The following is a 12,815-nucleotide window of genomic DNA, read 5'->3' on the forward strand; positions in this document are numbered from 1 at the left end:
CTTCGGGCTCCGCTTTTTTTTGCCTGCAATGCAGGCTGTTTTATACCTTGTGTACTATTTGTTTTCATAAATGCGACATTTTTGTCTGTTGCTGTGTACATGTCGTTTGTTACAGTCCGGCTCAATCGCTTCCAACGACAACAAATCTGCCGAGACTTTTCCCATGATCGAATCCGTCGAATCCTTCCTCGCCCGTCTGAAAAAACGCGATCCGGATCAACCCGAATTCCACCAGGCCGTCGAAGAAGTCCTGCGCAGCCTGTGGCCGTTTCTCGAAGCCAATCCGCACTATCTGACCTCGGGGATTCTGGAGCGCATCTGCGAGCCGGAGCGGGCGGTGGTGTTCCGCGTGTCGTGGGTCGACGATCAGGGCAAGGTTCAGGTCAATCGCGGTTTCCGCATCCAGATGAACAGCGCCATCGGCCCGTACAAGGGCGGTTTGCGCTTCCACCCTTCGGTGAATATGGGCGTACTGAAATTCCTCGCCTTCGAACAGACCTTCAAGAACTCCCTGACCTCATTGCCCATGGGCGGCGGCAAGGGCGGTTCGGACTTCGATCCGAAGGGCAAGAGCGACGCCGAAGTCATGCGTTTCTGCCAGGCGTTCATGAGCGAACTGTACCGCCACATCGGTGCCGATGTGGACGTGCCGGCCGGTGATATCGGTGTCGGCGCACGGGAGATCGGTTTCCTGTTCGGCCAGTACAAACGCCTGAGCAACCAGTTCACCAGCGTGCTGACCGGAAAAGGCATGACCTATGGCGGCAGTCTGATCCGCCCGGAAGCCACCGGTTTCGGTTGCGTGTACTTCGCCGAGGAAATGCTCAAGCGCCGCGAGCAGACCGTCGAAGGCAAACGCGTGGCGATCTCCGGTTCCGGCAACGTCGCGCAATACGCGGCTCGCAAAGTGATGGACCTGGGCGGCAAGGTGATTTCCCTGTCCGACTCCGAAGGCACGCTCTATTGCGAGGCGGGCCTGAGCGAAGAACAGTGGCTGGCGCTGCTGGAACTGAAGAACGTCAAGCGCGGACGGATCAGCGAATTGGCGGCGGCATTCGGCCTGGAGTTCCGCGCCGGTCAATTGCCATGGTCGTTGCCGTGCGACATCGCGCTGCCATGCGCGACCCAGAACGAACTCGACGCGGAATCCGCCCGCACCTTGCTGCGCAACGGCTGCATCTGCGTGGCCGAAGGCGCGAACATGCCGACCACCCTCGAGGCTGTGGATCTCTTTATCGAAGCCGGCATTCTGTTCGCGCCGGGCAAGGCATCGAATGCCGGCGGCGTGGCGGTGAGCGGTCTGGAAATGTCGCAGAACGCCATGCGCCTGCTGTGGACCGGCGGCGAGGTGGACAGCAAGCTGCACGGAATCATGCAGTCGATCCACCACGCCTGCGTGCATTACGGTGAGGAAAACGGCCGGATCAACTACGTCAAAGGCGCGAACATCGCGGGCTTCGTCAAAGTCGCCGACGCGATGCTGGCGCAAGGCGTGGTTTAAGCAACGGTGCTCAAGAGCGCTCGATGCGGATCACTTCAATCAGTTGATCACCGGCCGGGCGCTGCCAAAGCACTTCATCGTTGAGCCGCGCGCCAAGCAGCGCGCGGCCCAGCGGTGAAGCCCAGTTGATCAGCCCGTTGGCCGCATCAGCCTGATCCTCGCCGACCAGTTGCACCCGACGCTCGGTGTCGTGTTCGTCGGCGTAGGTCACCCAACTGCCGATCTGCACCTTGTCGTTCGACGTCGGGGCCGGCGCGACCTGAGCGCTGCCGACCCGTTGATTGAAATAACGCAAATCCCGTTCGAGATCGGCCAGCCGCTGCTTGTCGGCCTGTTCGCCCTTGGCGGATTGTTCGGCGTGCAGGCTTTGCAGCTCGGCGACTTTCGCCTGCAACTGGGCAAGGCCTTGCGGCGTGACGTAATTGGGCAGCGTGCTGACCTGCCGTTCGACCGGCTGATCGGCTTGCGCAGCGGCGTTGTCTTCGTTGACGAAAGCGCGACTCATGGTGGGCTCCTGTTATAGCCGTTGGGCCATGGTCGCAGGCAAAAGGTTTCGCTGGATGTCTGGAAGCGACCTACTGCGAACGATAGGCCCGCGCTGCGCCCTGATCCTTTTCCTGCTGCCAGGCGCGCTCGCGTTCGTCCCAGTGTTCGTTGCGATACTGTTCGCGATCCTTGTTTTCCAGCATCGCCTGACATTGGCGGAAGCCGTCGCTCCAGCCCTCGGCGTATTGCTTGTCCTTGAGATAGCGCGGCACGTTCTTGCGAAACTCGCCGCTGATCGAGCCGGCCGCCTGGCGACCGCTGATGCACCCGTCATCGAAACCGTCGGCGAACGCCGGTGGAAAACCCTTGGCGATCAGATCTTCGTGGGTGCTCTGACAGCCACCCAGCACCAGCAACACACCCGCAAAAACCGCACACCGCCACATCACACTCTCCCGGGCCGTTAAACGGCTGATAGGGAAAGTCTAGAAGCGGATTCGTCGATGGGGCGTGAAAGAAAGATCAAAACCTCAGTAGTGATACCACTTCACTTCCAGCATCACCTCGGTCTCCGGCGTTGCCAGGTGGCTGAACTCGCGCTGGGCGCTCAGGCGCAGGCCGAGGTTGCGCGACAGTTCCCACTGTTGGTTCAGACTCAGGCTACGGCGCACTTCACCATTGAAGAAGTAATCGCCTTTGGCCTCCAGGCTGAGATTGCCCAACGGGTTTTTCCACAGTACGCCGGTATTGAAACCGCCTGCGGGGGAAACGAACTCGGCGAAATCATTGTTGTGTTCAACGCGCACCGTACCGAGGGCGAACCCCAGCACATCGTCACCCAGCGCCCAGGTGCCGCCGCCGCCACCGTTGACGTGGCTGACCAGCGTCTCGTCATCATGCTTGCCCGGTACACGCTCAAGACCACCGGTGACCTGCCACGACAGCGGCTGCAACAGCGCGTTGCGCGGCGTCAGCGAGCGGATGGTCGCCAGATCCAGTTGCTGGAACTGCCAGTGATTGCCTTCGTACTGGCGCAGCTTCATCTGAAGGATTTCGATCTGCGCACCGAGGGGGAAACTCTCGGCGTTGTCGTTGAGGTCGTGATAGGCCATGCGCAAGCCGTACTCGCCGAATGCGCGGTCACCCCGAGTGCCGAGACCGGCCTGCCAGGTGCGCGATTCATGGCCGTCCTCGGGCAGACCCGGTTGTGGAATTTGCAGCTCCGGCGCCGGGTTCTTGTTGATCGCCCGCAGCAGTTCGAAACTGCGCTGCGCCCGCTGTGGATCACGCTCCTGGCCATTGGCGCGGTAGCGCTCCAGCCGATACGCCGCGTCAACAATAAGCGCCTGGCGATCCCGGGGCAGGGCCTGGAAGGCTGGATCCTGCAATTGCTGCTGGTCGGCGCTGACTTTCAGCACCCAGTCCTGTTCTTCGCCGCTCAAGGGCTCGGCACGGCTGAGCAGTTCGCGCTCGCGGGACGGACGATATTCGATGTGCTCGACCAGCCCGGCTTCCTTCACCGCTTTGACGGTGTCGGTGGGGATCGCCGTCAGCGGGAATTGCTCGGTCAGGCGCAGGCTCGGGCGCGCCACCTGCAACAGTTCCAGCAGGCGATAGGAGCAGTTTTCATCGAAGAAGAAGTAGTCGAACTGGATCTGCTTCAGCTCCCACACATGCTCGACCATCCGCGCTGTTTCGGCTTGCGTCAGATTGAGCCGGTATTCCCAAAGGTCGCGGTTTTCCAGGCTGCGGTATTCCGAGAGTTTTTCCTGATAGGGCACCAGCGCGAACAATCCCGGATAACCGCCCATCAGGCCTTTCCAGGCGTACAGGATGCTGTTGTCCGAGCCTTCGATGTAGGCGCCGAAGTTGATCGCGTAACTGAGCAACGAAGTCTTGTCGCTTTGCACGTCGGCCTGGTCGATGCGCAGCAGGGTGTGACCGAACATCGACGACGGGCTGTTGAGGTAGGCCGCCGGGAAAATCATCACCGCGCTGTGGGGCGAGACGTCCTTGAACCACTTCTTGAATTCGGCGCAGTCCGGCGTCGGCAAGTCGGTCAGGTTGAGTTGATCTTTCAACCAGCGGGTGCGTGCCGGGTAAACGCACTGGGCGTGTTGCTCACCGAGACTGGCCGGGGCGTACAGCGCTTGCACGGTGGCGGCCAGTTCGTGGTCGGGGTGTTCGTTGCCATCGGGGGCAAGAAAGAATTTTTTGTCGCTGACGTAGCTGCGCCAGCCACCGAGCTTGGCGGTTTCGTAATGACCGAGGGAAATCCAGAAGCGGTCGTTGGCCAGTTGCTGCAAACGTTGAGGGTCGATGTGAGGCGCGGCGGACAGCGGGGCGCAGACACACAGCGCCAACCAGGCAAGGCGTTTGAGCATAAATGGCAACTTAAGTCGAAAAGAAACAAAGCCCAGGAAGGGCGGGCCGAAAAAATAAAACCCGCTTCCCGAAGGAAGCGGGTGGGTCGAGCTTAAGCCTGAGTCGCGTACTTGGCCAGACGTGGGTCTGCCTTCAGAACGGCCAGGGTGTTGGTATGCACGTCTTCGGCGGTCACGTCAGCCTTGCTGAAGATCTGCTGGAAGTGCTCGTGAGTGACGGCGGCGAAGTGCGCACGGTCTTCCGGCGCCACGCCCAGTACCACGGCATAGGTCGTCAGCGCTTCGCCGTTGCCTTTTGCCATGTCTTCGGACAGCTCGTTCATCATGCCATTCATGGCAAACCAGGATTTGCCGCCATAGGTCAGCGAAGCGTTGGTGGAGCAACCGTTGGTGCCGGACGTCATGCCGAACGTGGCGTTGCCGGAGGTGCCGTTGGTGGTGGATGCCAGGAAGTGAGCCGGAGTGCCACGCTGACCTTCGAACAGCATGTTGCCCCAACCGCAATCCGGGCCGCCTGGAGCTTGCGCCATTGCGTTGATGGATACAGCGGTGAAGAGAGTACCGAGAAGAATCCGTTTCATAGCTTTGTTCTCTTTATGTGCATACCAATGGACAGGGTTCTGGCCCCCCAAGCTCTGTACGAAACAGATCAAAACGAAGCCAGTGGGCCGGTATTAGTTCCAGCCGCGCAGTTTGGAGTTTAGGCACGTTCCCGGGGTTCCGTGATTTTTTACAAAAGATTTGGTGATAACCCCGGTTTCACTGGGGCTGGGTCATGGTTGGCCGGTTGTCTATGCTTTGTCGTGTGGCGCGCCTTGCCAGTGGGGCTCGGGCAGCGCCAGAATGCCGCTATCTGCCCCGCCTGATTGTTAAGGAAGCCCGATGCCTGATCCTGTTGCTGCCAGCTTGCGTCTAGCGCCCGAAGCGCTGACCCGTCCGTTTTCCGCTGAACAGTTCAGCTTCACTACCACCAATGATCTGGAGCCCTTTCGCGGTGTGCTCGGCCAGGAACGTGCGGTCGAAGCCTTGCAGTTCGGTGTGGCCATGCCACGCCCCGGTTACAACGTGTTCGTCATGGGCGAGCCCGGCACCGGCCGGTTCTCGTTCGTCAAACGCTACCTGAAGGCCGAAGGCAAACGCCTGCAGACCCCGGCGGACTGGGTCTACGTCAACAATTTCGATGAGCCGCGCGAGCCCCGCGCCCTGGAATTGCCGTCGGGCAGCGCGGGTGCCTTCATCGGCGATATCAACGGCCTGATCGATAACCTGCTGGCGACCTTTCCTGCGGTGTTCGAACACCCGTCCTACCAGCAGAAGAAGAGCGCTATCGACCGCGCCTTCAACCAGCGCTACGACAAGGCGCTGGACGTCATCGAACGTCTGGCCCTGGAAAAAGACGTCGCCCTGTACCGTGACAGCAGTAACATCGCCTTCACCCCGATGCTTGAAGGCAAGGCGCTGGACGAAGCCGAATTCGCCCAATTGCCGGAAGCCGAGCGCGAACGCTTTCACGACGATATTTCCGGCCTCGAAGAACGCCTGAACGAAGAACTCGCCAGCCTGCCGCAGTGGAAGCGCGAGTCGAGCAACCAACTGCGTCAGCTCAACGAAGAAACCATCACCCTGGCCTTGCAGCCCTTGCTCGCACCGCTGTCGGAGAAGTACGCGGAAAACGCTGCCGTCTGCGGTTACCTGCAAGCGATGCAGGTCTATCTGCTGAAAACCGTGGTCGAGCAACTGGTCGATGACAGCAAGACCGACGCTGTCGCCCGCAAGCTGCTGGAAGAGCAATACGCCCCGAGCCTGGTGGTCGGCCATCCGGCCAGCGGCGGTGCGCCGGTGGTGTTCGAGCCGCATCCGACCTACGAAAACCTGTTCGGCCGTATCGAGTACACCACCGATCAGGGCGCGCTCTACACCACCTATCGCCAGTTGCGTCCGGGTGCACTGCACCGCGCCAACGGCGGTTTCCTGATTCTTGAAGCGGAAAAAATGCTCGGCGAGCCATTCGTATGGGATGCGCTGAAGCGCGCCCTGCAATCGCGCAAGTTGAAGATGGAATCGCCGCTGGGCGAGATGGGCCGTTTCGCCACCGTGACGCTCAACCCGCAGCACATTCCGCTGCAGGTCAAAGTGATCATCATCGGTGCCCGTCAGCTGTATTACACGTTGCAGGACCTCGATCCGGACTTCCAGGAGATGTTCCGCGTTCTGGTGGACTTCGACGAAGACATCCCGATGGTCGACGAAAGCCTGGAGCAGTTCGCCCAGTTGCTGAAAACCCGTACTTCGGAAGAAGGCATGGCGCCGCTGACCGCCGACGCGGTGGCGCGTCTGGCGACTTACAGTGCGCGTCTGGCCGAACACCAGGGGCGTTTGTCGGCGCGGATCGGCGATTTGTTCCAGCTGGTCAGCGAGGCGGATTTCATCCGGCATCTGGCCAACGATGAAATGACCGACGCCGGCCACATCGAGCGTGCCCTGAAGGCCAAGGCTACTCGTACCGGTCGGGTGTCGGCGCGGATTCTCGATGACATGCTGGCGGGGATCATTCTGATCGACACCGACGGCGCCGCAGTCGGCAAGTGCAACGGGCTGACCGTGCTCGAAGTCGGCGACTCGGCGTTTGGTGTGCCGGCGCGGATTTCCGCCACGGTGTACCCGGGCGGCAGCGGCATCGTCGACATCGAGCGCGAGGTCAACCTTGGCCAGCCGATTCACTCCAAGGGCGTGATGATCCTCACCGGGTATCTGGGCAGCCGTTACGCCCAGGAATTCCCGCTGGCGATTTCCGCGAGCATCGCGCTCGAGCAATCCTACGGCTACGTCGATGGCGACAGTGCGTCGCTGGGCGAGGCGTGCACGCTGATTTCGGCGTTGTCGAAAACCCCGCTCAAGCAATGCTTCGCGATCACCGGCTCGATCAACCAGTTCGGTGAAGTGCAGGCGGTGGGCGGGGTCAACGAGAAGATCGAAGGCTTCTTCCGTCTCTGCGAAGCACGCGGGCTGACGGGCGAACAGGGCGCGATCATTCCGCAGGCCAACGTCGCCACCTTGATGCTCGATGAGAAAGTACTGGCGGCGGTGCGTGCCGGGCAGTTCCACGTTTACGCGGTGCGTCAGGCCGACGAAGCGTTGAGCCTGCTGGTGGGCGAGCCGGCCGGTGAGCCGAACGAAGAGGGCGAATTCCCGGAAGGCAGCGTCAACGCGCGGGTAGTGGAGCGCCTGCGGGTGATTGCCGAGATGATCAGCGAAGAGGATCTGAAAGAGGCCGAGAAGGAACTGGCGCAGGAGGCGCTGGCGGAGGCCAAGCCGGCCTGAGTCAGCGGCAGTCACAAAACGGGAGCCTTGGCTCCCGTTTTTGTTTTGTCGCGAACGTCGGCAAAAGTGCCATCACTCTGGCGTCAATATTCACACAATGACCATTCGGCGCCTTCTGGTTCTGTGCGGCTTGCGCGGCGGACTTTTCTTCTATTCTCTGCTCAAGGACATCGACAGTATCACTGGATCGAAACAGCTCTTCAGCAAGGGCTGAACACCGGCTTTACCGAGGGTCGCCGCCATGTCGCGCAACCTCTGCCTTACCCGTCAATGCCTGGGTCTCGTGACCCGTATCGAATGCGCCATCAAGCCGTTGGCCGGCGATAACGGCATGTGGACGTTGCTCTTCGCCGCCGGCATGGCCGGTGAACAACCTTCCGCCATCAAGGCCCAGGGCCCGTTTCACGGGCCGATCGCCGCCGAGTCGATTCTCGACACCATCGTTGAAAGCCTGACGATGCATGGCTATGAGCTGGCCAATGATCCACAGATCTGGTCGTTGCATCTGCAGGCGCAGTTGCGGCAGATCAACGGTGGACGCGGACGCAGCATCGGCACTTTCGATCACTAGAGTGCCGATCATCAGTGTCGATCAGGGTGCAGCGCCCTGGGTCTGCGCCTTGTCGAGTTTGACCTCAAAGCCGTATTGCACGGTGGCGAGGTCGGTTCGCTGGTAGGTTTCCACGCGCGTCGGACGGCCGTAGAAATAATGCACGCCGAATAACGCCGGCCCTTCGGCGCTCGCGTCGTGGCTGACCGACAGAATCTGCTTCAGGTAATGACCGCTGTCGTCCTTGACGAAGAATCGCCATTCGTTGGCCGGGTATCGCTTCAAATCCACCACCAACGCGTTGTTCCTGATTTCCAGACCCTTGGGCAGGGCCTTGGCTTCATAAACCTGTTTGTCCACCGTGGCCAGGAACAAGGGCATCGAGCCGACGGCAATCGCCGGGGTTTCCGGGAACAGGTTCAGGTCGTAGGTGATGGTCGCCTGTAGTGGATCGACCTGATACGCCTCGGGCGGCAGTTCGATCGGCTCGTCGAGTTTGCCGTTGTGCTTTTCCGTGAAGAACGTCACCGGGCTTTCGCCGGGGCTGAAGTCGTCGCCGAGCATTTCATCGTTGAAGGTTTTGCGGTGGTCGAATTCGATGCGCGCGGCGCTCGGCTCTTCAACCGACTGGCGGATATGAACGCCGCTTTTCAGCTGTTCTTCAGTCAGGGACGCGCCTTTGAGCCATTCGGGCGCCTGATCGTCGTAGACAGTGATCGGCAGGTCGAGCGGCTGCACGGTTTTTTCCGTGGTGTGCGGATCGAATTCGCGCACGGGCAGATCCAGAGCTTTGCGGGTGACGGTCGCTTCGGAAAAATCCAGCAGGCTGACTTCGAGGCTGTCGATCGGGCCGTTGAAGTACACCTTGTTGTAGTGGCGCGGATGCTGCTGTTCAAAGGCCTGTTGTTCATCGTCCAGCTTCTTTTCCAGCGCCTCGCTCCAGGCTTTTTGCTGTTGCAGGTACGCCAGCTGTTTTTGATAGAACGCCACCTGCTCGGGGTTTTCGTTGATAGCGCCGGCACGCACCAGATACTGGCCCGTCGAGTCGCGGGCCTGGACGATCAACGGATTGAGTCGGATGTTGGCGACTTCCGGGGCGAGCGGCAGCTGGTTGCTGAACTCGAGTTCGGCGTAGTGCGTGTCCAGTTTCAGCAGGGTTACGCTGAGATTGCCGTCGGAGCGGGTCTGGCCGACGTCCTTTTTATCCAGATTGAAACTGTGCAGGCGTTTCGGGGCGATGACTTCCACCTGGCCTTGCAGGCTGACCGGACGCGGCAGGTTCTTCTTGTCGACATTCAGCCCTTCGATGAACGGGTAGGTGACGGTCAGGTCATCGGGGTTGGTGACGTTGGAGCTGGACGGACTCAACTGAATGCCCGGATCGGTTTCCGACCATTCCGGCTGATAGGCGATCACCCGTTTGTTGCTCAGGGTGACCGAGTGCCACTCCACGCCATGGGGGAACAGAAAGCCGCCGGGGATGTTGAGCACGAAGGGGAACACCGGTTGCAGATCGGTGAGGTAATCGGAGCTGGAATCCTTGTGCAGCACGAACAGGCCATTGATGAACGTGTCGACCAGCGCCTGGGGTGTCGGGTAATGCCGGAGTACGCCGAGGGCGTCTTCGCCGTATTCGGTCCGGGTCGGTTTGTTGTCGAGCTTCTGTTGGGCGCGTTCGAGCAACAGCAGCGAGCCGCCGAGTTCGGTTACGGCGTCCTTGAGTTTGGGGTCGGTGATGGCGTCCAGCGACTGCTCGAACTGCGCAGTCTTTTCTTCGAGACTGACGGCGGGTTTTTCATCGCCGGGCGAACACCCGCCAAGCAACAGGGCGAAACAAATTCCGGCAGTCGATATCGGCAATCGCACATCCATTTCCAGTCTTCCTGTGCACTGTCGCTGGGCTGTCAATGGTTTGGACACTAGCAGAAAAACTTTGACACACACACGCAGGTGGCGGATTTCCGGGCGGTTTCTGGCTGTCATGGGCGGCTGGTATACTCGCCGCCGATTTCAACCCTTCTTGTGTGAGAGTCAATGGAACGCTTTATCGAAAATGCAATGTACGCCACGCGCTGGCTGCTGGCGCCGATCTACATCGGGCTGTCCCTCGGGCTGCTGGCGCTGGCATTGAAATTCTTCCAGGAAGTGTTTCATGTCATTCCCAATGTCTTCTCCATGGCCGAGTCCGAACTGATTCTGGTGCTGCTGTCGCTGATCGACATGGCGCTGGTTGGCGGCTTGCTGGTGATGGTGATGATTTCCGGCTACGAAAACTTCGTGTCCGAGCTGAACATCGATGAAGGCAAAGAGAAGCTCAGCTGGCTGGGCACCATGGACTCCTCGTCGCTGAAGATGAAAGTGGCGGCGTCGATCGTGGCGATCTCCTCGATCCACCTGCTGCGGATCTTCATGGATGCCAAGAACGTCGATCCCGAGCACCTGATGTGGTACGTGATCATCCACATGACCTTCGTGATCTCGGCGTTTGCCATGGGTTATCTGGACAAGCTCACCAAGCACTGATGAGCTGACGATTGCTGTAACAAAACCGCCCGTCTGTTGCGAAACAGACGGGCGGTGTCGTTTGTGGCTTGTGCTTTGATCGGCCAAGGCCTATCCCTGTAGGTCTCAAGGCTCGCCACCGCGTGAGGTGCGTTTATGAACCTGCAAGAGTTGAATGCGTTCGCCGTCGCCAGAAAGGTCGACGAACTGAACCTGATCTCCATGGAAGGCGGGATCTATCTGCTGGAGGCCCGGATGCATGGTGCGGCGTATCCGCTGAGCGATCCGCAGGGGAAAATGCTGACGCTGCGTTCGGTTGAACATGCCCGGGATGTGCTGCATAACTTGCCGGTACTGCCGTTCAACCTGGTGCACACCTCGGTGCACGATGAAATGTGCGGTCTTGGTGCCAGTGGCGAAGAAAGCCTGAAGGTGCCGCTGGCCTGGCGATCCGCGTTGTAGGCCCCCGGGGCCTGATCAATGCCGGAACATCTGTGCTAGTCTGCTCGCCCTTTTGGTTCCGGGCGCGCCGGGACGCGCTGTGTACGCACGGCATGTCCTGAGGCCGTCCGCACAGCGGAGCAGTGTCATGTCCGAAGTAAATCTGTCCACCGACGAAACCCGCGTCAGCTACGGCATCGGCCGTCAGCTGGGTGACCAGCTGCGCGACAACCCGCCACCGGGTGTCAGCCTGGACGCCATCCTGGCCGGCCTGACCGACGCCTTCGCCGGTAAGGAAAGCCGTGTAAGCCAGGAAGCCATGTCCGCCAGCTTCAAGGTGATCCGCGAGATCATGCAAGCCGAAGCCGCTGCCAAGGCTGAAGCCGCCGCTGGCGAAGGCCTGGCATTTTTGGCTGAAAACGCCAAGAAAGAAGGCATCACCACCCTGGCTTCCGGCCTGCAGTTCGAAGTGCTGACTCAAGGTGAAGGCGCCAAGCCATCCCGTGAAGACACCGTGCGTACTCACTACCACGGCACGCTGATCGACGGCACTGTGTTCGACAGCTCCTACGAGCGTGGCCAGCCGGCTGAATTCCCGGTGGGCGGCGTTATCGCTGGCTGGACCGAAGCCCTGCAACTGATGAATGCCGGCAGCAAATGGCGTCTGTACGTGCCGAGCGAACTGGCTTACGGCGCTCAAGGCGTTGGCAGCATCCCGCCGCACAGCGTTCTGGTGTTCGACGTCGAGCTGCTCGACGTTCTGTAATCCCGTTACCCTGCACAAGCGTGGCTTGTGCAGGGTTTCTCCGCCGATCTCATACTTCGATCTTGTTGTGCAGTTCACTGGTCGGGCGCAAGGCCCGGGCATAGCAGAACAGGAACAGATTGCGCACCAGCTCCTTGAGCACCAAGGGCTCGCTGGAACTCAGGCCGCTGACGTCCAGATCCCCTTGATCCTGCAACTCGTGCAGGGCTTCTTCTTCCAGTACGGCGCAGACTTCACCGGTTTCCCGATGCAGGATCCTGAGGTACGGGTGCGGGCGATCCAGCCAGGCGTCGATCAAATAAGTCATGGGTCTCATCTCCATTGAAAGGGTTTCAATGAGAATAATTCTTATTCGTCAAATAGCAAGCGCCTATTGGCGGTTTGTGATTTTTTGCGGGTAAAGATTGCGTAAGGTCAAAACGGCTGGCGTTTGGCTATCGCGAGGATTTGATGAGGATTGCGGGGGAGGGCGAAGCTCCATCCCACGGCGGGCGCGGGATGGAAGACAGCAGAATCAGACTTTTCTGACGAATTCGGATTTGAGTTTCATCGGGCCGATGCCGTCGATCTTGCAGTCGATGTCGTGGTCGCCATCGCACAAGCGGATGTTCTTGACCTTGGTGCCGACCTTGACCACCAGCGAGGTGCCCTTGACCTTCAGGTCCTTGATCACGGTGATGGTGTCGCCGTCCTGCAGGACGTTACCGACCGAATCTTTTTTCACGGCATCGTCGGATGCCACTTCGGCTTCACCGCCGGCAGACCACTCGTGGGCGCACTCCGGGCACACCAGTTGGGTGCCGTCTTCATAGGTGTATTCGGAATTGCATTTCGGGCAGGGTGGCAACGTGCTCACTAAGGCTC

At 60.1% G+C, this 12,815-nt stretch carries 13 protein-coding genes; 6 read left to right on the top strand and 7 right to left on the bottom strand.

The features are described 5' to 3' along the window. The first annotated feature begins 163 nt into the window (after positions 1-163). A complete protein-coding gene (gdhA, locus tag CAF74_RS21710; protein WP_085747705.1) occupies positions 164-1,501 on the top strand; it encodes an NADP-specific glutamate dehydrogenase in 1,338 nt (445 codons plus the stop codon). 10 nt (positions 1,502-1,511) lie between these two features. Here the strand turns inward: gdhA and CAF74_RS21715 are convergent, their stop codons facing one another. From CAF74_RS21715 to CAF74_RS21730, 4 genes are all read right to left on the bottom strand, one after another. Continuing rightward, on the bottom strand, positions 1,512-2,006 hold the full coding sequence (locus tag CAF74_RS21715; protein WP_085747706.1) for a GreA/GreB family elongation factor: 495 nt from the start codon (positions 2,004-2,006) through the stop codon (positions 1,512-1,514). Between the two features lie 70 nt (positions 2,007-2,076). Then, positions 2,077-2,433 carry a hypothetical protein gene (locus tag CAF74_RS21720; RefSeq protein WP_085747707.1) on the bottom strand — a complete coding sequence of 119 codons (357 nt, stop codon included), beginning with the start codon at positions 2,431-2,433 and terminating at the stop codon, positions 2,077-2,079. Between the two features lie 84 nt (positions 2,434-2,517). Beyond that, positions 2,518-4,371, bottom strand: coding sequence for a DUF4105 domain-containing protein (locus tag CAF74_RS21725; protein WP_085668048.1), 1,854 nt, complete (start codon positions 4,369-4,371; stop codon positions 2,518-2,520). A 92-nt stretch (positions 4,372-4,463) separates the two neighbouring features. Further along, positions 4,464-4,952 (bottom strand): DUF3015 domain-containing protein, encoded by a 489-nt coding sequence (locus CAF74_RS21730; RefSeq protein ID WP_007950971.1) that lies wholly within the window; start codon positions 4,950-4,952, stop codon positions 4,464-4,466. A 301-nt stretch (positions 4,953-5,253) separates the two neighbouring features. Here CAF74_RS21730 and CAF74_RS21735 point away from each other — a divergent pair, with 301 nt between their 5' ends. Then, positions 5,254-7,692: a Lon protease family protein gene (locus CAF74_RS21735; RefSeq protein WP_085747708.1), complete on the top strand. Its 2,439-nt coding sequence runs from the start codon at positions 5,254-5,256 to the stop codon at positions 7,690-7,692. A gap of 241 nt (positions 7,693-7,933) precedes the next feature. Next, positions 7,934-8,263, top strand: a complete 330-nt coding sequence (locus CAF74_RS21740; RefSeq protein WP_007950969.1) for a hypothetical protein — start codon at positions 7,934-7,936, stop codon at positions 8,261-8,263. Positions 8,264-8,284: 21 nt separating this feature from the next. Here the strand turns inward: CAF74_RS21740 and CAF74_RS21745 are convergent, their stop codons facing one another. Further along, positions 8,285-10,114: a hypothetical protein gene (locus CAF74_RS21745; RefSeq protein ID WP_085747709.1), complete on the bottom strand. Its 1,830-nt coding sequence runs from the start codon at positions 10,112-10,114 to the stop codon at positions 8,285-8,287. Between the two features lie 162 nt (positions 10,115-10,276). Between CAF74_RS21745 and CAF74_RS21750 the strand changes: the two genes are divergently transcribed. The 3 genes from CAF74_RS21750 to CAF74_RS21760 all read left to right on the top strand — a co-directional run bounded on the left by CAF74_RS21750 (position 10,277) and on the right by CAF74_RS21760 (position 11,951). Further along, on the top strand, positions 10,277-10,765 hold the full coding sequence (locus tag CAF74_RS21750) for a TIGR00645 family protein (RefSeq protein WP_007950967.1): 489 nt from the start codon (positions 10,277-10,279) through the stop codon (positions 10,763-10,765). A 135-nt stretch (positions 10,766-10,900) separates the two neighbouring features. Further along, positions 10,901-11,206 carry a DUF6482 family protein gene (locus CAF74_RS21755; RefSeq protein ID WP_074691490.1) on the top strand — a complete coding sequence of 102 codons (306 nt, stop codon included), beginning with the start codon at positions 10,901-10,903 and terminating at the stop codon, positions 11,204-11,206. A gap of 127 nt (positions 11,207-11,333) precedes the next feature. Beyond that, on the top strand, positions 11,334-11,951 hold the full coding sequence (locus tag CAF74_RS21760) for an FKBP-type peptidyl-prolyl cis-trans isomerase (RefSeq protein WP_007950965.1): 618 nt from the start codon (positions 11,334-11,336) through the stop codon (positions 11,949-11,951). A 49-nt stretch (positions 11,952-12,000) separates the two neighbouring features. On the opposite strand, the gene CAF74_RS21765 is transcribed toward CAF74_RS21760, so the two are convergent. Both CAF74_RS21765 and CAF74_RS21770 read right to left on the bottom strand, forming a co-directional pair. Beyond that, the gene (locus tag CAF74_RS21765) at positions 12,001-12,258 is read right to left on the bottom strand and encodes a hypothetical protein (RefSeq protein WP_007950964.1); all 258 of its coding nucleotides are present in this window, start codon (positions 12,256-12,258) and stop codon (positions 12,001-12,003) included. 207 nt (positions 12,259-12,465) lie between these two features. After that, complete coding sequence (locus CAF74_RS21770; RefSeq protein WP_007950963.1) at positions 12,466-12,807, bottom strand: zinc ribbon domain-containing protein YjdM; 342 nt, start codon at positions 12,805-12,807, stop codon at positions 12,466-12,468. Positions 12,808-12,815 lie beyond the last annotated feature (8 nt).

The sequence above is a fragment of the Pseudomonas sp. R45(2017) genome, assembly GCF_002112305.1.
In the GTDB taxonomy this organism is placed as follows: Bacteria; Pseudomonadota; Gammaproteobacteria; order Pseudomonadales; family Pseudomonadaceae; genus Aquipseudomonas; species Aquipseudomonas paraglycinae.